The organism is Streptomyces sp. NBC_00873 (assembly GCF_045207415.1).
GTDB lineage: Bacteria > Actinomycetota > Actinomycetes > Streptomycetales > Streptomycetaceae > Streptomyces.
The window spans coordinates 5,839,256-5,857,052 of the sequence record NZ_CP108803.1; the positions used below are offsets into that span (position 1 = coordinate 5,839,256).

The 17,797-nt window shown below is 68.1% G+C and carries 21 protein-coding genes, 1 tRNA gene, 1 pseudogene and 1 riboswitch; of the genes and pseudogenes, 17 read left to right on the plus strand and 6 right to left on the minus strand.

The window, feature by feature from the left end:
- Positions 1 to 27 precede the first annotated feature (27 nt).
- The 6 genes from OH809_RS27010 (at position 28) to OH809_RS27035 (ending at position 4,665) form a co-directional block, all read left to right on the plus strand.
- Positions 28 to 609: a DUF2017 domain-containing protein gene (locus tag OH809_RS27010; protein WP_406515735.1), complete on the plus strand. Its 582-nt coding sequence runs from the start codon at positions 28 to 30 to the stop codon at positions 607 to 609.
- A 477-nt stretch (positions 610 to 1,086) separates the two neighbouring features.
- Positions 1,087 to 2,529 (plus strand): amino acid permease, encoded by a 1,443-nt coding sequence (locus tag OH809_RS27015; RefSeq protein WP_406515736.1) that lies wholly within the window; start codon positions 1,087 to 1,089, stop codon positions 2,527 to 2,529.
- Between the two features lie 103 nt (positions 2,530 to 2,632).
- On the plus strand, positions 2,633 to 3,064 hold the full coding sequence (locus OH809_RS27020) for a Mov34/MPN/PAD-1 family protein (RefSeq protein WP_406515737.1): 432 nt from the start codon (positions 2,633 to 2,635) through the stop codon (positions 3,062 to 3,064).
- Between the two features lie 144 nt (positions 3,065 to 3,208).
- Positions 3,209 to 3,334, plus strand: coding sequence for a putative leader peptide (locus tag OH809_RS27025; protein WP_268250412.1), 126 nt, complete (start codon positions 3,209 to 3,211; stop codon positions 3,332 to 3,334).
- Positions 3,335 to 3,436: 102 nt separating this feature from the next.
- On the plus strand, positions 3,437 to 3,715 hold the full coding sequence (locus tag OH809_RS27030) for a MoaD/ThiS family protein (protein WP_037692508.1): 279 nt from the start codon (positions 3,437 to 3,439) through the stop codon (positions 3,713 to 3,715).
- Positions 3,715 to 4,665, plus strand: coding sequence for a PLP-dependent cysteine synthase family protein (locus OH809_RS27035; RefSeq protein WP_406419874.1), 951 nt, complete (start codon positions 3,715 to 3,717; stop codon positions 4,663 to 4,665). The genes OH809_RS27030 and OH809_RS27035 overlap by 1 nt, the downstream gene beginning before the upstream one ends.
- Positions 4,666 to 4,753: 88 nt before the next feature.
- Here the strand turns inward: OH809_RS27035 and OH809_RS27040 are convergent, their stop codons facing one another.
- Positions 4,754 to 5,233: a type II toxin-antitoxin system PemK/MazF family toxin gene (locus OH809_RS27040; protein WP_406419873.1), complete on the minus strand. Its 480-nt coding sequence runs from the start codon at positions 5,231 to 5,233 to the stop codon at positions 4,754 to 4,756.
- A gap of 196 nt (positions 5,234 to 5,429) precedes the next feature.
- Between OH809_RS27040 and OH809_RS27045 the strand changes: the two genes are divergently transcribed.
- The gene (locus OH809_RS27045) at positions 5,430 to 6,182 is read left to right on the plus strand and encodes an MBL fold metallo-hydrolase (protein WP_406419871.1); all 753 of its coding nucleotides are present in this window, start codon (positions 5,430 to 5,432) and stop codon (positions 6,180 to 6,182) included.
- Between the two features lie 92 nt (positions 6,183 to 6,274).
- Here the strand turns inward: OH809_RS27045 and OH809_RS27050 are convergent, their stop codons facing one another.
- Positions 6,275 to 7,585, minus strand: a complete 1,311-nt coding sequence (locus OH809_RS27050) for a PTS transporter subunit EIIC (protein WP_406419870.1) — start codon at positions 7,583 to 7,585, stop codon at positions 6,275 to 6,277.
- Between the two features lie 221 nt (positions 7,586 to 7,806).
- On the opposite strand from OH809_RS27050, the gene OH809_RS27055 reads away from it, so the two are divergent.
- From OH809_RS27055 to rdgB, 4 genes are all read left to right on the plus strand, one after another.
- Positions 7,807 to 8,040, plus strand: coding sequence for a glucose PTS transporter subunit EIIB (locus tag OH809_RS27055; protein ID WP_037692518.1), 234 nt, complete (start codon positions 7,807 to 7,809; stop codon positions 8,038 to 8,040).
- A 156-nt stretch (positions 8,041 to 8,196) separates the two neighbouring features.
- Entirely contained in the window at positions 8,197 to 8,934 is a 738-nt protein-coding gene (gene rph, locus OH809_RS27060) for a ribonuclease PH (protein ID WP_406419868.1), read from the plus strand.
- Positions 8,935 to 9,036: 102 nt separating this feature from the next.
- Complete coding sequence (locus OH809_RS27065) at positions 9,037 to 9,429, plus strand: hypothetical protein (RefSeq protein WP_406419866.1); 393 nt, start codon at positions 9,037 to 9,039, stop codon at positions 9,427 to 9,429.
- Positions 9,430 to 9,463: 34 nt separating this feature from the next.
- Complete coding sequence (gene rdgB / locus OH809_RS27070; protein WP_406419864.1) at positions 9,464 to 10,066, plus strand: RdgB/HAM1 family non-canonical purine NTP pyrophosphatase; 603 nt, start codon at positions 9,464 to 9,466, stop codon at positions 10,064 to 10,066.
- Between the two features lie 52 nt (positions 10,067 to 10,118).
- Here the strand turns inward: rdgB and OH809_RS27075 are convergent.
- From OH809_RS27075 to bcp, 3 genes and pseudogenes are all read right to left on the minus strand, one after another.
- Positions 10,119 to 10,193: transfer RNA gene (locus tag OH809_RS27075), tRNA-Leu, on the minus strand.
- Positions 10,194 to 10,298: 105 nt separating this feature from the next.
- Positions 10,299 to 10,448 (minus strand): annotated as a pseudogene (locus OH809_RS27080) (MFS transporter); the annotation flags it as partial.
- A gap of 182 nt (positions 10,449 to 10,630) precedes the next feature.
- Entirely contained in the window at positions 10,631 to 11,098 is a 468-nt protein-coding gene (bcp, locus tag OH809_RS27085) for a thioredoxin-dependent thiol peroxidase (RefSeq protein WP_406419862.1), read from the minus strand.
- Between the two features lie 127 nt (positions 11,099 to 11,225).
- On the opposite strand from bcp, the gene OH809_RS27090 reads away from it, so the two are divergent.
- The 3 genes from OH809_RS27090 (at position 11,226) to OH809_RS27100 (ending at position 12,430) form a co-directional block, all read left to right on the plus strand.
- The gene (locus tag OH809_RS27090; protein ID WP_406419861.1) at positions 11,226 to 11,546 is read left to right on the plus strand and encodes a DUF3618 domain-containing protein; all 321 of its coding nucleotides are present in this window, start codon (positions 11,226 to 11,228) and stop codon (positions 11,544 to 11,546) included.
- A 54-nt stretch (positions 11,547 to 11,600) separates the two neighbouring features.
- The gene (locus OH809_RS27095; RefSeq protein WP_030923137.1) at positions 11,601 to 11,939 is read left to right on the plus strand and encodes a co-chaperone GroES; all 339 of its coding nucleotides are present in this window, start codon (positions 11,601 to 11,603) and stop codon (positions 11,937 to 11,939) included.
- A 59-nt stretch (positions 11,940 to 11,998) separates the two neighbouring features.
- Positions 11,999 to 12,070, plus strand: a riboswitch (guanidine-III (ykkC-III) riboswitch).
- 39 nt (positions 12,071 to 12,109) lie between these two features.
- Positions 12,110 to 12,430 (plus strand): DMT family transporter, encoded by a 321-nt coding sequence (locus OH809_RS27100; protein ID WP_406419859.1) that lies wholly within the window; start codon positions 12,110 to 12,112, stop codon positions 12,428 to 12,430.
- Positions 12,431 to 12,500: 70 nt separating this feature from the next.
- Here the strand turns inward: OH809_RS27100 and OH809_RS27105 are convergent, their stop codons facing one another.
- Complete coding sequence (locus OH809_RS27105) at positions 12,501 to 14,843, minus strand: transglycosylase domain-containing protein (protein WP_406419857.1); 2,343 nt, start codon at positions 14,841 to 14,843, stop codon at positions 12,501 to 12,503.
- A 212-nt stretch (positions 14,844 to 15,055) separates the two neighbouring features.
- Between OH809_RS27105 and OH809_RS27110 the strand changes: the two genes are divergently transcribed.
- The 3 genes from OH809_RS27110 to OH809_RS27120 are packed head-to-tail and all read left to right on the plus strand — an operon-like array spanning position 15,056 to position 17,726.
- Entirely contained in the window at positions 15,056 to 15,856 is an 801-nt protein-coding gene (locus OH809_RS27110; protein WP_406419855.1) for an ABC transporter permease, read from the plus strand.
- Positions 15,849 to 16,721 carry an ABC transporter permease gene (locus tag OH809_RS27115; protein ID WP_406419853.1) on the plus strand — a complete coding sequence of 291 codons (873 nt, stop codon included), beginning with the start codon at positions 15,849 to 15,851 and terminating at the stop codon, positions 16,719 to 16,721. Before OH809_RS27110 ends, OH809_RS27115 begins: the two co-directional genes overlap by 8 nt.
- A gap of 24 nt (positions 16,722 to 16,745) precedes the next feature.
- Positions 16,746 to 17,726, plus strand: a complete 981-nt coding sequence (locus tag OH809_RS27120; protein ID WP_406419851.1) for an ATP-binding cassette domain-containing protein — start codon at positions 16,746 to 16,748, stop codon at positions 17,724 to 17,726.
- Positions 17,727 to 17,797: the final 71 nt, after the last annotated feature.

Here is a 17,797-nt window from a genome sequence, read left to right on the forward strand (position 1 = left end):
GCCCGACCCATCCATCGGAGAAAACCCATGGCCGGCCACTTCGAGGCCACCCCCCGCGGCGGCGCGGCTGTCGCGCTCGACGAGGTGGAGATCGCGATCCTGCGCTCCCTCGCCGTCCAGCTGCTGGAACTGATCGGACCCGGCGACGAACCGGCCGACGGCGAGGACCCGCTCGCCGCCCTGTTCGCCGAAGGGCCCACCGAGCCGCCGACCGACCCGGCCCTGGCCCGCCTCTTCCCGGAGGCGTACGGCGACGAGGACAGCGAACTGCGCGCCGCGTCCGCCGAGTTCCGCCGCTTCACCGAGAACGACCTGCGCACCCGCAAGCGCGACGACGCGCTCACCGTCGTACGCACCCTCGATGCACTCCAGTCCGGCGAGGGAGGCGCCGTCCTCACACTCAGCGCCGACGAGTGCCGCAACTGGCTCGGCGCCCTCAACGACCTCCGCCTCACCATCGGTGCCCGCCTGGAGGTCTCCGACGAGGACGAGGGCGGTGAGGGCTCGCTCTACCGGCTGCCCGACAGCGACCCGCGCAAGCCGATGGTCATGGCCTACCTCTGGCTGGGCGCGCTCCAGGAGACGCTCGTCGAGACCCTGATGCCGTAGGGGCTGTCCGGCGGATCGTAGCCCGACAGCCTCTCACTCGCTGCGTTGCCGAAACGCCCGCACGGCTCCGCTGTAAGCATGCTCCGACGCCCAGGGGTCGCCCCGTGGCGATGCACCGCACCGGATGCCGCGACTCACCCGCCTTTCCTTGATCGGGTTTTACCTCCCTTTGGGGCCGGGCCGGAGCGTTCTCTCAACGGACTCTCAAATCCGAATAACGATCCCGTCACCTGAATGGCCTTTTTTGTGGCGGCTGGAAACCCTTGTCCGCTTTTTCCTGTGGTGTGCACCACACAATGTCCGGTGGACCACCGGTGGCTCCGTGATAAATCTTCACGACCACCCGGGGACGCCATCCCTGTTCCCGGGGGCGCTTACCACCGGCGGACCGCCGGTCGCACTCCATTCATATCCGGGGGGATCAGGACCTGATCCGCAGCCGTCAGGCGCGGATCGGCGTGGAGAAAGGCGCAACACATGACATCGGCGCAGGTCGACAAGGGACAAGGCGGCTCGCAGCAGGCCGCGGAAGCCGCAGATGCCACCACCTCGGGCGAGGGCTATCAGCGCACCCTCGGCGCCCGCCAGATCCAGATGATCGCGATCGGTGGGGCCATCGGAACCGGCCTCTTCCTCGGCGCGGGCAAAGCCATCGCCAAGGCGGGACCCAGTCTCATCCTGGCCTATGCCATCGCAGGCCTGGTGATCTTCTTCATCATGCGGGCCCTGGGTGAACTCCTCATGTACCGCCCGGTCTCGGGCTCATTCTCGGAGTACGCCCGCGAATTCGTCGGCCCCTTCGCAGGCTTTGTCACCGGCTGGACCTACTGGCTGTTCTGGGTCGTCACCGGAATCACCGAAGTCACCGCGGCAGCCCAGTACATGACGTTCTGGTTCGACATTCCCCCATGGGTGTCCGCACTGATCTTCACGATCATCCTGTACGGCGTGAACCTGATCTCCGTGAAGCTCTTCGGAGAACTCGAATTCTGGTTCTCGATGGTCAAGGTCACCGCCATCGTCGGCATGATCCTCATCTGTGCCGGAATTCTCACCCTCGGCTTCTCCGACGCCGGCGACACCGCGTCCGTCACCCACCTGTGGGCCGACGGCGGCTTCTTCCCGCACGGCATCAAGGGCACCTTGATGACCCTGCAGATCGTGATGTTCGCCTTCCTCGCCGTCGAACTCGTCGGCGTCACCGCAGGTGAGTCCAAGGACCCGAAGACCGTCCTGCCCAAGGCCATCAACACCGTGCCGTGGCGCATCGCCGTCTTCTACGTCGGCGCCCTCATCATGATCCTCGCCGTCGTCCCATGGACGGAATTCCAGCCCGGCATCTCGCCGTTCGTCGCCGCCTTCCAGAAGATGGGGCTGGGCATCGGCGCAGGCATCGTCAACTTCGTCGTCCTGACCGCGGCCCTCTCCTCCTGCAACTCCGGCATGTACTCCACCGGCCGCATGCTGCGCGACCTCGCGCTCAACGGACAGGGCCCGACGTTCTTCACCCGGCTGACCAAGAGCGGCACCCCGCTCGTCGGCACCACCTTCTCCGCCGCCCTCATGCTCGTCGGCGTCTGGATCAACTACCAGTGGCCCGGAGACGCCTTCACCTACGTCGTCTCCTTCGCCACCATCTCCGGCATGTGGGCCTGGATCATGATCCTCGTCTGCCAGATCCGCTACCGCCGCCTGGCCGACCGCGGAGTGCTCCCGCAGTCCACCTTCCGGGCCCCCGGCGCCCCGTACACCAGCGTCTTCGCCCTCGCCTTCATCGCCATGGTGATCGTGATGATGGGCATCGACAAGGACGCCAGGATCTCGCTGTACTGCGCCCCGCTCTGGGCCCTCGTCCTCGGCGTCTCGTACCTGGTCCTCAAGGCCCGTAACCCCGAGAACACGGCCTTCGCCAAACGCTGACCCGACCCGGCCGTCCGGCATACGGGCCCCCGCGTACCACTCCTCGGTGCGCGGGGGCCCGCTGCTTGGACCCCCAATTGCCGGTCGGTCTTATCCTGGCGCCATGCTGACCATCACCAAGGAGCTGTACGACCAGATCGTCGCGCACTCCCGCGCGGACCACCCCGACGAGGCGTGCGGCGTGGTCGCGGGCGCGGCCGGAACCGGCCGCGCCGAACGCTTCATCCCCATGCTCAACGCCGCCCGCTCGCCCACGTTCTACGAGTTCGACTCCGCGGACCTGCTGAAGCTCTACCGCGAGATGGACAACCGCGACGAGGAGCCGGTGATCGTCTACCACTCGCACACGGCGACCGAGGCGTACCCCTCGCGCACCGACATCACGTACGCCAATGAGCCCGGCGCCCACTATGTGCTCGTCTCCACCGCCGACACCGACGACGCGGGCCCCTTCCAGTTCCGCTCGTACCGCATCGTGGACGGCGTGATCACCGAGGAGGACGTCAAGGTCGTCGAGGCGTACGAACCCGCCTGACCTCCAGCGGGCCGGGGCGAATCCCCGTCCCCGGCCTGCCGCGGCTCCCCGCCCCGCCCCCGACCGTCCACCAGGCGAACGCTCGCCATCCATCAGGTGAGATCACATGCCGGAGTCCGGACCGGGAATCGATACGATGAACCCATGGTTCCCCATGACGTGAGCGACAAGACGCCGGGCATGCTGCTCGTCGCGCGCCTGCACGTCGACCTGTGCAGGCTCTCCAGCGCGATCTGTACGAGCCGCCTGCCCGCCGGCCGCAAGGCCTGAGCCGGGCCGCGGCCCCGAGCGCCGTCCAGACACACCACCCCTGCGCGGGGGCAGAGCCGCGCGCCCCCACGCCACCCCTCCGCTTTCGACAGGAGCCACGCCATGGCCATCGAGGTTCGCATCCCGACCATCCTCCGCACCTACACCGACGGCGCCAAGGCCGTCGAGGGCAACGGAGAAACCCTCGCCGACCTCTTCACGGACCTCGACAGCCGCCACAACGGCATCCGTGAGCGAATCGTCGACGGCGACCAGCTCCGTCGCTTCGTGAACGTCTACCTCAACGACGAGGACGTCCGCTTCCTCGACGGAATCTCCACCAAACTCAGCGACGGCGACAGCGTCACCATCCTCCCGGCCGTCGCCGGCGGCATGAACTGATGCGGTACGACAGCCCGCTCGCCGCGGTGGGCAACACCCCGCTCGTCCGCCTGCCGCGGCTGTCACCCTCGGACGACGTCCGCATCTGGGCCAAGCTGGAGGACCGCAACCCCACCGGCTCGATCAAGGACCGCCCCGCGCTCCACATGGTCGAACAGGCCGAGAAGGACGGCCGGTTGACCCCCGGCTGCACCATCCTGGAGCCCACCAGCGGCAACACCGGCATCTCGCTCGCCATGGCAGCCAAGCTCAAGGGCTACCGCATCGTCTGCGTCATGCCGGAGAACACCTCGCAGGAACGGCGCGACCTGCTCGCCATGTGGGGCGCCGAGATCATCTCCTCCCCGGCGGCCGGCGGCTCCAACACAGCCGTCCGCGTCGCCAAGGAACTGGCCGCCGAGCACCCGGACTGGGTGATGCTCTACCAGTACGGCAACCCGGACAACGCGGGCGCCCACTACGCCACCACCGGTCCCGAGATCTTCGCCGACCTGCCCTCCATCACCCACTTCGTGGCGGGCCTCGGCACCACCGGCACGCTCATGGGTGTCGGCCGATACCTGCGCGAGCAGAAGCCCGACATCCAGATCGTCGCCGCCGAGCCGCGCTACGACGACCTCGTCTACGGGCTCCGCAACCTCGACGAGGGCTTCGTCCCCGAGCTCTACGACGCCTCGGTCCTCACCACCCGCTTCTCCGTCGGCTCCGCCGACGCCGTCACCCGCACCCGCGAACTCCTCCAGCAAGAGGGCATCTTCGCAGGCGTCTCCACCGGCGCCGCACTCCACGCGGCGATCGGCGTAGGCAACAAGGCGGTCAAGGCGGGAGAGCCGGCCGACATCGTCTTCGTCGTCGCCGACGGCGGCTGGAAATACCTGTCGACGGGCGTCTACACGGCCCCCACGACGGAAGCGGCCATCGAAACGCTGCACGGCCAGCTCTGGGCGTAACACCAAGTCGCCGTACGCCGTCCCGCCCTCGGCCGCCGGACCCGCTGGAATTCCAGCCCGTCCGGCGGCCGAGGACTTTTCTCGACCGTCAGCCGATCCCGCGCACCCGCTCCCACACCGCCGGGTCCACCGTCCCCACCCGCCGCCGGAACCCCCGCACCGCCACATCCCGCAGCTCGTCCGTCTCCAGGAAACTCGCGCGCCACTGCGCATCCCCCACCGAACCCGGCGGCAGCGCGATCACCCCGGGCCGCTCCTCGTGATGCTTGCTGGTGATCTTCGCGACGAGCGCCGCACCTCCCCGCACCGACAGCACCAGACAGGGCCGGTCCTTCGCCCCGGGCCCGTCCTCGTACGGAACCTCCGCCCACCAGATCTCACCCGGCCGCGGCGCCGGCTCCGGCCGGCCCCGCGGCCCTTCCCGCCTGCCCGGCGGACGCGTCTGCCGGGCAGAACGCCCACCAGGGCGCTGACGCCCCCGCCCGAGCCGCCCCCGCCCGTCGGCAATCGCGGCAATGAGAGCGAGCAGTACGACCACGGCCAGAGCCGGCCACCAGGACATGTCCATGCCCCGACGGTACCGGCGCCCCCGCCGGCCCGCTTTCCGCGCCCGCCCTCCGCGCCCGCTTCCATCGAACCGGTGACAGAGCAGGTGAGTTCGCCCACAACGGCAGGCCCTAGAGGAGCGACCAGATGTTTCGCGCCTTACGCTCAACAAATCGCACGAACCCTCCCCGTTCCCACGTCTCGGAGGTTCACGCTCCATGAAGCTCACCGTCGTCGGCTGCTCCGGCTCGTTCCCGTCCACGGGTTCGGCATGTTCGAGCTACCTCGTAGAGGCCGACGGCTTCAGGCTGCTCCTCGACATGGGCAACGGCGCCCTCGGTGAGCTGCAGCGCCACGTCGGTCTCTATGACCTCGACGCCATCTTCCTCAGCCATCTCCATGTCGATCACTGCATTGACATGTGCGCGTACTTCGTCGTCCGCTACTACCGGCACGACGGCGGACGCCCCGCGTCCATCCCGGTCTACGGCCCCGACGGCACCGAACAGCGACTGACCACCGCCCACGCCGACACCCCGTCCGACCGGTCCATGGGCGAGGTTTTCGACTTCCACACGCTGAAGCCCGGCTCGTTCGACATCGGCCCCTTCTCGGTCCGTACGGAGAAGGTCTGTCACCCCGTCGACGCCTTCGGTATCCGCATCGAGCACGGCGGCCGCACCCTCACGTACTCCGGCGACACCGGCAGCTGCGAGGCGCTGGACGAACTCGCGGAGGGCGCCGATCTGTTCCTCTGCGAAGCATCGTTCGTCTACGGCAAGGAAGACATCCCGGACCTCCACCTCAACGGCCGCGAAGCAGGCGAAATCGCCGCACGCGCGAAGGTGGGACGACTCGTCCTCACTCACATCCCGCCGTGGACGGACGCGGACCGCAACCTGGCCGACGCCCGCACGATCTACCGCGGACCGGCGGAGCTGGCGGTTCCGGGTGCGGTCTACGAGATCTAGGGCCGCGACCGGCACCAGGGCCTCGGGTACGCACGACGGAGCCCCCACCTTCCGCCCGGAAGGCGGGAGCTCCGTCGTCGGCGGCCGAAGACCTACTTGACGAGGTCTTTCTCGATCTGTGCCTCCAGTTCGTCGGGCTCGCGCCCGGGGGTCTGGAGGTTGAACCTGGTGATTGCGAACCGGAAGATCACGTAATACACCACTGCGAAGCAGAAGCCGATCGGAATGATCATCCAGGGCTTCGTGGCCAGACTCCAGTTGATGACGTAGTCGATCAGACCCGCCGAGAAACTGAAGCCGTCCTTCACCCCGAGCCCCCAGCTCACCGCCATCGAGACGCCGGTGAGCACGGCGTGGATCACATACAGAAGCGGGGCGACGAAGAGGAACGAGTACTCGATCGGCTCGGTGATGCCCGTCACGAACGACGTCAGACCGACCGAGAGCATCATGCCGCCGACCGCCTTCCGGCGATGCGGCTTGGCGCAGTGGTAGATCGCCAGCGCCGCAGCCGGGAGCGCGAACATCATGATCGGGAAGAAGCCCGTGGTGAACTGCCCGGCCGTCGGATCACCCGCCAGGAACCGATTGATGTCACCGTGCACGACCGTCCCGTCCGGTTTGGTGAAGTCGCCGAACTGGAACCAGACGAACGTGTTCAGGAACTGGTGCAGGCCGACTACCAGCAACGCGCGGTTGGCGATGCCGAAGATGCCGGAGCCCAGCCAGTTCAGGTCCACCAGCCACTTGGAGAAACTGGTCAGACCGTCACCGATCGGCGCCCACAGCCAGGCGCACAGGGCGGCAAAGGCCAGACCGACGAACGCCATGATGATCGGCACGAGACGGCGGCCGTTGAAGAAGCCCAGCCAGTCGACCAGCTTGACCCGGTGGTACCGCTGCCAGAACCACGCCGACATCAGCCCCATCACGATGCCACCGAAAACCCCGGGGTTCTGGTACTGGGCGGTCGTCACCTTCGCGTTGCCGGTGACACAGGTGCCGAACCAGGTGCCGCCCGCGGTGAAGGTGGAACCCGGTGCGCAGTCCACCGGGAAGGCGTGCAGCACCGCGTAGTAGACGAGGAAGCCGGTCACCGCCGCGAGCGCCGTCGAACCGTCCGACTTCTTCGCCATGCCGATCGCGACCCCGACGCAGAACAACAACGGCAGTCCGAGACCGGAGTCGAGGAGCGCGCCACCGGCAGCGGCGAAGACCTTCGCGACGTCGGTCCAGCCGAGACCCTCGTCGCCGAACACGTCCGGCTGACCGAGCCGGTTGAGAATGCCGGCCGCCGGCAGCACCGCGATCGGGAGCTGGAGACTGCGTCCCATCTTCTGGAGGCCCTGGAAGAAGCCGTGCCACCACATTTTCCGGGGCACTGCGGTGCTGCTCGAGCTCATCGGCATCCTCCCGGAACAGGCCACGGCTGACGGTCGTCGCAAAGTGGTGCAGACCAGTTGCGGTGCGGTGCGTAACCCGCCCGGAGGGCAGAGCACCGGTGATCGTCATCATTGGTGATGATCAGGTTGACCGCTCGCGAAGTTGGGCCAACCGTGAGTTACCGTGGCGAAACGGACCCATGGCGGGCCGGCACCGGACGTGAAGAACCAGGGAGAACCACATGGCCAGCAAGGCTGAGAAAATCGTCGCCGGGCTCGGCGGGATCGACAACATCGAAGAAATCGAAGGCTGTATCACCCGCCTCCGCACCGAGGTCATCGACCCGAGCAAGGTCGACGAAGCCGCGCTCAAGGCCGCCGGGGCCCACGGCGTCGTCAAGATGGGCACCGCGATCCAGGTCGTCATCGGCACCGACGCCGACCCCATCGCCGCCGACATCGAAGACATGATGTGACAACCACTCGCTGAGCCGGCCCGGCTCCGCACCCCAAGGCCCCGATCCCGCCAGAACGGGGCCTGCGGCACACCCCCACCACCCCCCGCTGCACCCTCACCCGCCCCCCGGCACACCCCGACCGGCGCCCACGGCCCAGCCGATAGGCTCGACGCCATGTCTCGTATCGACGGCCGCACCCCCGAAGAGCTCCGCCCCATCACCATCGAACGCGGATGGAGCAAGCACGCCGAAGGCTCAGTCCTCATCTCCTTCGGCGACACCAAGGTCTTCTGCACCGCCTCCTTCACCGAAGGCGTCCCGCGCTGGCGCAAGGGCAGCGGCGAAGGCTGGGTCACCGCCGAATACTCCATGCTGCCCCGCTCCACCAACACCCGCGGCGACCGCGAAGCCGTACGCGGCAAGATCGGCGGCCGCACCCACGAGATCAGCCGCCTCATCGGCCGCTCCCTGCGCGCCGTGATCGACTACAAGGCACTCGGCGAGAACACCGTCGTCCTCGACTGCGACGTCCTCCAGGCCGACGGCGGCACCCGCACCGCCGCCATCACCGGTGCGTACGTCGCCCTCGCCGACGCCATCACCTGGGCCCAGGGCAAGAAGCTCATCAAGCACGGCCGCAAGCCGCTGACCGGCACCGTCTCCGCCGTCAGCGTCGGCATCGTCGACGGCACGCCGCTCCTCGACCTCTGCTACGAGGAGGACGTCCGCGCCGAGACCGACATGAACGTCGTCTGCACCGGCGACGGCCGCTTCGTCGAGGTCCAGGGCACCGCCGAGGCCGAGCCCTTCGACCGCAAGGAACTGAACGAGCTCCTCGACCTCGCCACCAGCGGCTGCGTCGACCTCAGCGCCATCCAGCAGGCGGCCCTCGCCCGCACGCTCGGCGAGTAAAGAAGCAACCAAGTACGCACCACAGAGCGTCGTTACGAGTACGGACGCACGGGTCGAACCGTGCGTCCGTCCGCGTATCCGCACCCGGGGAGGAACCGCACCATGGCCAAGGCCACCCGCCACCGCCGCATCACCGTCGCACTGACCCTGACCGCTCTCACCCTCACCGCCGCGGCCGGCTGCGGCGCCGTCGACAAGGCCCTCGACTGCGTCCGTACCGCCGACGCCATAGCCACCAGTGTCGACAACCTCCGACAGGCCGTCTCCAACGCCTCGAACGACCCCATCCAAGCATCAGAGGCCCTCGACGAGATAGACAAGGAACTCGGCAACCTCGGCGACAAGACGGACAACGCCGACCTCTCCAAGGCCGTCGACGACCTCCAGGCCGGCGTCAAGAACGTCCGCGACGCCATCGACAAGGGCGACGCCACCCCGGACATCACCCCGGTCACCGACGCCGCCAAGGAGATCGGCAACGTCTGCACCTCATAGCGGACCCCGCCCGGCACCCCGCGATAATCGGCACATGACCCGCCTGATCCTCGCCACCCGCAACGCCGGGAAAATCACCGAACTCCACGCGATCCTCGCCGACGCAGGGCTCAGCCACGAACTTGTCGGCGCGGACGCGTACCCCGAGATCCCCGACGTCAAGGAGACCGGCGTCACCTTCGCCGAGAACGCCCTCCTCAAGGCCCACGCCCTGGCCCGGGCCACGGGCCACCCCGCGATCGCCGACGACTCGGGCCTCTGCGTCGACGTACTCGGCGGCGCCCCCGGCATCTTCTCGGCCCGCTGGGCCGGCACCCACGGCGACGACCGCGCCAACCTGGACCTGCTGCTGGCCCAGCTCTCCGACATCGACGACAACCACCGCGCCGCCCACTTCGCCTGCGCGGCGGCCCTCGCCCTCCCGGACGGCACGGAACGCGTGGTCGAGGGCCGCCTCCTGGGCACCCTTCGCCACGCCCCGTCCGGCACGAACGGCTTCGGCTACGACCCGATCCTGCAGCCGGAGGGCATGACCCGGACCTGCGCGGAACTGACCCCGGCGGAGAAGAACGCGATCAGCCACCGGGGGAAGGCGTTCAGGGCACTGGTGCCGGTGGTGCGGGAGCTGGTGGGGTGACATGCAGATGGTCGCCACCTTCGAAACGAAGGTGGCGACCAGTTCTTGCCTGTGGGCCCGGTGGGACTCGAACCCACGACACACCGGACCTAAACCGGCGCCCTCTAGCCAGCTGGGGTACGGACCCGCGCGCCCACTCTACTGTGCGCGGCTGCGTCGGTTCGAGAAGGATTCGGTCTGGCTGTGGCAGGACGGACACAGGTATCGCAGGTTCTCGCGACCGTTGTCGATCCGGGAGTGCGGCGGACATCGTGCCGAGCATGCAGACCAGGGAGAGGCCCAGCATCACCATGCCGATCGTGATGGCCGGGATGCCGCCCTGGCGGATCAGCAGGAAGGAGGGGCGCGAGAGGAAGAGGAAGCCCAGCATTCCCGCCATCAGGCGGAAGAGGGCGGGGTGGCGTTTGACCGCTTCGGGGTCGGCCACCTGCTGAAGGTCGGAGGCCGCCATGGCCGGGTCCTTTCCTTGGTGGGGTGTTCCAGGAAAGGCTTCTGCGCGGTCATGGCGGTCGCAAACCGATGGGGAGTGAAAATGCGACGCCCGGCACAGGGGCGTGGCGTCGGTCAGATGCCGAGGTCCTTGATGATTTTGGCGACGTGGCCGGTGGCCCTGACGTTGTAGAGGGCGCGCTCGACCTTGCCTTCTTCGTCGATGACGACCGTGGAGCGGATGACGCCTGTCACCGTTTTGCCGTAGGAGTTCTTCTCGCCGTACGCGCCGTATGCCTCGAGGGTTTTCTTGGAGGGGTCGCCGACGAGCGTGACCTTGAGGTTTTCCTTCTCGCGGAACTTGGCGAGCTTCTCGGGCTTGTCGGGGGAGATGCCGATGACGTCGTATCCTGCGCCGGCCAGGAGTTCCAGGTTGTCGGTGAAGTCGCACGCCTGCTTGGTGCAGCCGGGGGTGAGGGCGGCCGGGTAGAAGTAGACGATGACCTTGCGTCCCTTGTGGTCGGCGAGCGAGATGTCGTTGCCGTCGGCGTCGGGGAGGGTGAAGGCGGGGGCGGTGTCGCCGGGCTGGAGTCGCTCGCTCATGGTTCTCCTCAGGGGCGTGTGGGGTGTACGGGACCGAGCGTAATAGGGGTGCCGTCGGGTATGCGGGTGGCTGAGCTGACAGACTGGCGATGAAGGTTGACCGGACGAGGACCACGGAGGCGGCGCAGTGTCGGATGCCAGGACCCCTGCGCAGATCGAGGCGGACATCATCAGCAGGCGTGAGCAGCTTGCGGTGGTGCTCGATGAGATCGGGGTGCGGGTGCACCCGAAGACGATCATCGGTGATGCGAAGGCCAAGGCTGCCGAGGCCGTGGACCGGACGGCCGGGCGGGCGTTCGTCGCGGTGAATCGGACGGTGTCGGACGTGAAGGCGCAGTTTGTGTCGGAGGATGGCGCGCCGCGTCTGGAGCGGGTGGTTCCGGCGGCGTTGCTGGCGGTCGGTGTGGTGGGGCTGCTGGTGGTGTCGGTGCGGCGCAAGAAGCGCTGAGAAGGCTGACCCCGGGGGCGTGCGGGACGGCTGCGGGCAGGTAGGTTTCGGGTCGTGAGCGAGAACACCGACGACAAGCTGCCCATTCGTATGCTGCATGACCGCGTGCTGGTCCGGTCCGATACGCCTGAGGGTGAGCGGCGTTCGGGCGGCGGCATTCTGATTCCGGCGACGGCTGCGGTGGGGCGCCGGCTGGCCTGGGCTGTGGTGGTTGCGGTCGGCCAGAATGTGCGGACGGTGGAGCCGGGCGACCGGGTGCTGTATGACCCGGAGGACCGTGCCGAGGTCGAGGTGCGGGGTGTGGCGTACGTGCTGATGCGGGAGCGGGATCTGCATGCGGTGGCGGCGGACCGGTTCGAGGGTTCGGTGGATTCGACCGGGCTGTATCTGTAGCTCTGTTGCCTGCGAGATGTGTGGCATAACGCCTGGTGACCGGTGTCACCAGGCCTTATGCATGCTCTTTGCTATGTTGGTGGGACCCCGACGAGACGCGCCGTACCGGGTTTCCGCAAAGACGACGCACCCGTGATGTCCGTGTGTCTGTGGTGTTCGGAGGTGCCGTCGTGGCGTGGGTTCTGCTGATTGTTGCCGGTCTGCTGGAAGTGGGCTGGTCGGTCGGGATGAAGTACACGGATGGGTTCACCCGGTTGTGGCCGAGTGTGTTCACCGGGTTCGGGATCGTGGCCAGCATGGTGCTGTTGTCGCAGGCGGCGAAGTCGTTGCCGATCGGTACGGCGTACGGCGTGTGGGTCGGTATCGGTGCGGCGGGGGCGGCGGTGCTCGGCATGGTGGTGCTGCATGAGCCGGTGACCGCCGCCCGGATATTCTTCGTGTCTCTGTTGCTGGTGGCTGTGGTGGGGCTGAAGGCGACGTCGGGGCACTGAGCCCCGCAGGGGTGCACCGGGCCTTTCTTTTGGATCCTGCCGGGCTGATCCGAAAGAAAGGCCCCGAAGGTCACCCGGTTTGGGCCGGGAGGGCGCCGTCCGCGCCCTCGGGGAAGAGTTCGTCGATGCCGCCGTTGTCGCCGCCCCCGTTGTCGCCGCCGATGTCCGTGCTGCCGATGTCCGTGCTGCCGTCGGCCGCGGGGCCGGTGGGCGGTGCCGCGGTGGCGGGTCCGCTGCCGACGGGGCTGGTGGGCGGGCTGCTCGGCGGTTGGCTGGACGGTGTCTCGGACGGGGTGCCGGTGTCGGTGGGGCTGGCGCCTTCGTCGGTGGGCAGGGCGGTTTCCTCGGCGCCGCTTTCGAGTTCGAGGTCGAATTCTTCGATGCCGGTGCCGCTGAGTGCGGCGCCGGTGTACTGGGCCCAGGTCTGGGCTGGGGTGCCGCCGCCGTTGACGCGGGACAGGCCGAGTGCTCCGTACAGGGGTTTCTGTACGCCGGTGTCGGGGTCCTGGCCCATGACGGCGATGACGGTCGCGAGGTTCGGGGTGTAGCCGGCGAACCAGGCGGCCTTGTCCTCCTCGGCGGTGCCGGTCTTGCCGGCGGCGGGGCGGCCGGCGCCCTGGGCGGCGGTTCCCGATCCGTTTTCGACGACGCTCTGCAGGATCGAGGTGGTGGTGTCGGCGGCTTCGCGGCTCACGGCCTGTTTGGTTGTCCTGCCGGGGAGTGCGAGCTCCTCGGCATCCTTGCTGATCTTGTCGACGAGGGTGTAGGTGCCGTGTCTGCCGTGGTTGGCGAGCGTCGCGTATGCCTCGGTCATGTCGAGCACGCTGGCGGTGGCGGTGCCGAGTGCGATGGACGGCGAGGCGGTCAGGTCGGGGGTGTTCTTGGGGATGCCGAGGGCGATGGCGGTGTCTTCGACGTTGCCGGGGCCGACGTCCTCGGCCATCTGTGCGTAGACGGCGTTGACGGACTTGTCGGTGGCGGCTCGGACGGTGATGGGTCCGTAGTTGATGTCGTCCTCGTTGGCGGGGGCGTATCCGGTGGGGCCGTTCGGGCCTCGCACCATGCGTTTGTCGGTGCCGTCGTAGAGGGTGTTGGGGGTGATGCGCCGGCCGTGCTGGGTGGTGGACCGGTTGGCGACGGCGGAGGTGAAGACGAACGGCTTGAAGGTGGAGCCGACCTGGTAGTCGCGGCGGGTGGCGTTGTTGACGTACTGCTTGGTGTAGTCGATGCCGCCGTACATGGCGACGACCCGGCCGTTCGCGGGGTCGATGGAGGCGCCGCCGACGCGGACGTTGCGGTCGGCCGGGCGCTCCTTGCTCGTCATCGACATCACGTTGTCGTTGACGGCTTTGACCAGGGCGTTCTGTTTCTTCTTCTCCAGTGTGGTGGTGATCCGGTAGCCGCCGGTGGCGAGCGTGTTCTCGTCGATGATCTTGTGGGTGGTGAGGTAGTCCTTGACGGCCTGGACGATGTAGCCGCGCTGTCCGGAGAGTCCGGTGGCGGGCTTCACCTTGTCGGGCACGGGGAACCGCATGGTGGCGCGTTCGGATGCGCTGAGCCAGTTCTCCTTGACCATGCCGTCGAGTACGTAGTTCCAGCGGGCGACGGCCGCGGCTTTGTTCTCGGGGTGGACGACGACGTCATACACGCTGGGGGCGTTGAGCAGGGAGGCGAGGTACGCGCCTTCGGCGGTGGTGATGTCGCCGATGTCCTTGCCGTAGTACGCCTGGGCCGCGGCCTGGATGCCGTAGGCGTTGCGGCCCAAGTAGCTGGTGTTGAGGTAGCCCTCGAAGATCTGGTCCTTGCTCACTTCGCGGTTGAGCTTGATCGCGATGAAGAACTCCTTGGCCTTGCGCATGACGGTCTGTTCCTGGCCGAGGTAGTAGTTCTTCACGAACTGCTGGGTGATGGTGGATCCGCCCTGTTTGCCCTTGCCGGTGAGGGTGTTCCAGCCGGCGCGGATCATCGCCTTGATGTCGACGGCGCGTTCGGAGTAGAAGTTCCGGTCCTCGGCGGCGAGGACGGCGTGCTGGACGCTGAGGGGGACCTGGGCGAGCTGGATGTTCTGCCGGTTGATCTCGCCGTCGCGGGCGATGTAGCTGCCGTCCTTGTAGAGGTAGACGTTGGACTGCGCGGTGGCGGTGGGGTTGGCGGGCGGAATGCCGACGAGCTGGTATCCGGCGATGAATCCGCCGATCAGGACCAGGGCGATGACGAGGAGCGTGGCGAGCGTCACCCGCCGGGTGGGGACGGCCCGGCGCCAGCCGGTGCGTCCGGGGCGGTTCTTGCTTCCCTTTTTCTTCCCGCCGGGGGCGGCTGGGCCTGCGGGGGCGCCGGCGCCGGCAGAGGGGTCTCTCGGGGACCGGTTCCCGTTGTCGGGCCCCCCGCTCTGCTGCTGTGACTCGTCGCTCATATCGGTGGAGACTCCTCGGACGCGGTCAATTCCCCCATAGTGCCCGTTTCTTCGGAATAAGCCCCGGATCGACCCTGGGCCGACCTGCGATCGCTCCCGGATCGGCCGTTGAAAAGCGGTCGCGGTGGCTGCTCCCGCTGTACTAGGGTCGTGCGCTTTGGTGTCCAACGCGGTTGGGTGCACGAGTGCGAACGAGCGCGAGGGTGATGGGGATGCGGTTGTACGCGGTGGTTGCGGCGGGCGGGTTTCGGCGCCATGCCACCTACCGGATTGCGACGGCGGCGGGGGTGTTCACCAACACCGTCTTCGGTTTCATCCTGGCGTACACCTATACGGCGCTGTGGGACGAGCGTCCGCAGCTCGGCGGCTACGACATGTCCCAGGCGCTCACGTATGTGTGGCTGGGGCAGGCGCTGCTGGCGACCTCCGCGATGATGGGCGGCGGTTTCGAGGACGAGTTGGTCGAGCGGATCCGTACCGGCGATGTGGCGGTCGACCTCTACCGGCCGGTCGATCTTCAACTGTGGTGGCTGGCCGGTGACTTGGGGCGGGCTGCGTTCCAGTTGCTGGCGCGCGGTGTCGTGCCGATGCTGCTGGGGGCGCTGGCGTTCCCACTGGCTCTGCCCGGCTCGCCGGGGGTCTGGTTGGCGTTCCTGGTTTCGGTGACGTTCGGTGTCGTGGTCAGTTTCGCTCTGCGCTATCTGGTGGCGCTCTCCGCGTTCTGGCTGATGGACGGGGCGGGCGCGGCACAGATCGCGTTCCTGGCGGGGCTGTTCTTCTCGGGGCTGCTGCTTCCGCTGACCTTGTTCCCGGGGGTGCTGGGCGAGGTGGCGCGGGCGTTGCCGTGGTCGGCGCTGCTCCAGGTGCCGGCCGACGTGTTCCTCGGGAAGCACACGGGGTGGGGGCTGGTGGAGGCGTTCGCCTTCCAGGGCGGCTGGGCGCTGGCGTTGTTGCTGGCGGGACGGCTGGTGCAGTCGGTGGCGACGCGGAGGGTGGTGGTTCAGGGTGGCTGAGGTCACCGAGGTCCCGAGGGCCGTCGAGGTGCCCGAGGCGGTGTTCGTCGAGCGGTCGAGGCTGGTCGAGGGGGTTCGTGCGTACGGGCTGATCGTCGCGATGTGGCTGCGTTCGACGATGGCGTACCGTGCCTCGTTCGCCATGACGGCGTTCGGGAACTTCGCGGCGACGGGCTTCGACTTCGTCGCGATCCTGCTGATGTTCGCGCACGTCGACGAGTTGGGCGGCTACACGCTGCCGGAGATCGCCCTGCTGTACGGGGCTTCGGGCACCGCGTTCGGGCTGGCCGATCTGGTGCTGGGGTCGATGGACCGGCTGGGCCGCCGGGTCCGGGACGGCACGCTGGACACGCTGCTGGTGCGTCCGGTTCCGGTGCTGGCCCAGGTGGCGGCGGACCGGTTCGCGTTGCGCAGGCTGGGGCGGATCACGCAGGGGCTGCTGGTGCTCGGTTACGGGCTGGCGGTGCTGGACATCGCGTGGACGCCGCTGAAGGTGGTCATGATCCCGCTGATGCTGCTGAGCGGGGCGGCGATCTTCGGCGCGGTGTTCGTGGGCGGGGCGGCCTTCCAGTTCTTCGCGCAGGACGCGGCGGAGGTGCAGAACTCCTTCACGTACGGCGGGAACACGCTGCTGCAGTACCCGCCGACGGTCTTCGCGAAGGACCTGGTGCGCGGGGTGACGTTCGTGGTGCCGCTGGCCTTTGTGAACTGGCTGCCCGCGTTGTACGTGCTGGGCCGGGAGTACCCGCTGGGGCTGCCGGAGTGGGTGGCGTTCCTGCCGCCGGTGGTGGCGGGGGTGTGCTGGGTGCTCGCGGGGGCGGCGTGGCGGGCGGGGCTGCGCTCGTACCGGAGCACGGGCAACTGAGGACGAGCGGAGCGAGGACGGGTCATGGATACGGGTACGGGTTTCATTGAGCTCGACGGTGTCGAGAAGGTCTTCGACGTGCGCCGCAGGACGGGTTTCCTGCGCAGCGAGCGGCGCGAGGTCCGCGCGGTCGACGGGATCGGCTTCCGGGTGGAGCGCGGCGAGATGGTCGGCTACATCGGCCCGAACGGCGCGGGCAAGTCGACCACCATCAAGATGCTGACGGGCATCCTCACCCCGAGCGGCGGGCGGCTGCGGGTCGCCGGCATCGACCCTTCCAGGGAGCGTACGAGGCTGGCGCACCGGATCGGTGTGGTCTTCGGCCAGCGCACCACACTCTGGTGGGATCTGCCGCTGCGCGACTCGTACCGGCTGGTGCACCGGATGTACCGGGTTCCCGACGCCCGGTTCCGGGAGAACCTGGACCGTTGTGTCGAACTTCTGGATCTGGGCGAGCTGTTGGACGTGCCGGTGCGGCAGCTGTCGCTCGGGCAGCGGATGCGCGGCGACATCGCGGCGGCGCTGCTGCACGACCCGGAGGTGCTGTATCTGGACGAGCCGACGATCGGTCTGGATGTGGTTTCCAAGGCCAAGGTCCGTGAATTTCTGCGGGACTTGAATGCCGATCGGGGCACGACGGTGCTGCTCACCACTCATGATCTGACGGACATCGAGCAGCTCTGCCGGCGGGTGATGGTGATCGACCACGGCCGCCTGATGTACGACGGTGCGCTCGCCGGGCTGCATGAGATCGGTGAGAGCGAGCGCACGCTGGTCGTGGACCTGGCGCGTGAACTCCCTCCGATCCGGATGGAGTCGGAGCCTTCGGTGCGTACGGTGAAGGTGGACGGGCCGAGGCAGTGGCTGGCCTTTCCGGCGTCGGGCTCGGCGGCTCCGCTGGTGGCTCGGATCGCCGCGGAGTATCCGCTGGTGGATCTCTCGGTGCGGGAGCCGGACATCGAGGCCGTGATCGCGAAGATGTACGCGTCGGCCGAGGCACGTTAGATCCGAGGCGCGTTGGATCCGAGGCGCGTTGGGTCCGAGGCACGTTGGATCCGAAGTGCGCTGGGTCCGAA

What these genes read in the sequence shown, in the direction of transcription:
- OH809_RS27015 (WP_406515736.1), top strand. Translation starts at nt 1,087, where the DNA reads ATGACATCGGCGCAGGTCGACAAGGGACAAGGCGGCTCGCAGCAGGCC.
- rdgB (WP_406419864.1), top strand. Translation starts at nt 9,464, where the DNA reads ATGACCCGCCTGATCCTCGCCACCCGCAACGCCGGGAAAATCACCGAA.
- OH809_RS27050 (WP_406419870.1), bottom strand. Translation starts at nt 7,585, where the DNA reads ATGAGCTCGAGCAGCACCGCAGTGCCCCGGAAAATGTGGTGGCACGGC.
- OH809_RS27105 (WP_406419857.1), bottom strand. Translation starts at nt 14,843, where the DNA reads ATGAGCGACGAGTCACAGCAGCAGAGCGGGGGGCCCGACAACGGGAAC.
- bcp (WP_406419862.1), bottom strand. Translation starts at nt 11,098, where the DNA reads ATGAGCGAGCGACTCCAGCCCGGCGACACCGCCCCCGCCTTCACCCTC.
- OH809_RS27020 (WP_406515737.1), top strand. Translation starts at nt 2,633, where the DNA reads ATGCTGACCATCACCAAGGAGCTGTACGACCAGATCGTCGCGCACTCC.
- OH809_RS27120 (WP_406419851.1), top strand. Translation starts at nt 16,746, where the DNA reads ATGGATACGGGTACGGGTTTCATTGAGCTCGACGGTGTCGAGAAGGTC.
- OH809_RS27055 (WP_037692518.1), top strand. Translation starts at nt 7,807, where the DNA reads ATGGCCAGCAAGGCTGAGAAAATCGTCGCCGGGCTCGGCGGGATCGAC.
- rph (WP_406419868.1), top strand. Translation starts at nt 8,197, where the DNA reads ATGTCTCGTATCGACGGCCGCACCCCCGAAGAGCTCCGCCCCATCACC.
- OH809_RS27040 (WP_406419873.1), bottom strand. Translation starts at nt 5,233, where the DNA reads ATGGACATGTCCTGGTGGCCGGCTCTGGCCGTGGTCGTACTGCTCGCT.
- OH809_RS27010 (WP_406515735.1), top strand. Translation starts at nt 28, where the DNA reads ATGGCCGGCCACTTCGAGGCCACCCCCCGCGGCGGCGCGGCTGTCGCG.
- OH809_RS27030 (WP_037692508.1), top strand. Translation starts at nt 3,437, where the DNA reads ATGGCCATCGAGGTTCGCATCCCGACCATCCTCCGCACCTACACCGAC.
- OH809_RS27035 (WP_406419874.1), top strand. Translation starts at nt 3,715, where the DNA reads ATGCGGTACGACAGCCCGCTCGCCGCGGTGGGCAACACCCCGCTCGTC.
- OH809_RS27025 (WP_268250412.1), top strand. Translation starts at nt 3,209, where the DNA reads ATGGTTCCCCATGACGTGAGCGACAAGACGCCGGGCATGCTGCTCGTC.
- OH809_RS27065 (WP_406419866.1), top strand. Translation starts at nt 9,037, where the DNA reads ATGGCCAAGGCCACCCGCCACCGCCGCATCACCGTCGCACTGACCCTG.
- OH809_RS27045 (WP_406419871.1), top strand. Translation starts at nt 5,430, where the DNA reads ATGAAGCTCACCGTCGTCGGCTGCTCCGGCTCGTTCCCGTCCACGGGT.
- OH809_RS27110 (WP_406419855.1), top strand. Translation starts at nt 15,056, where the DNA reads ATGCGGTTGTACGCGGTGGTTGCGGCGGGCGGGTTTCGGCGCCATGCC.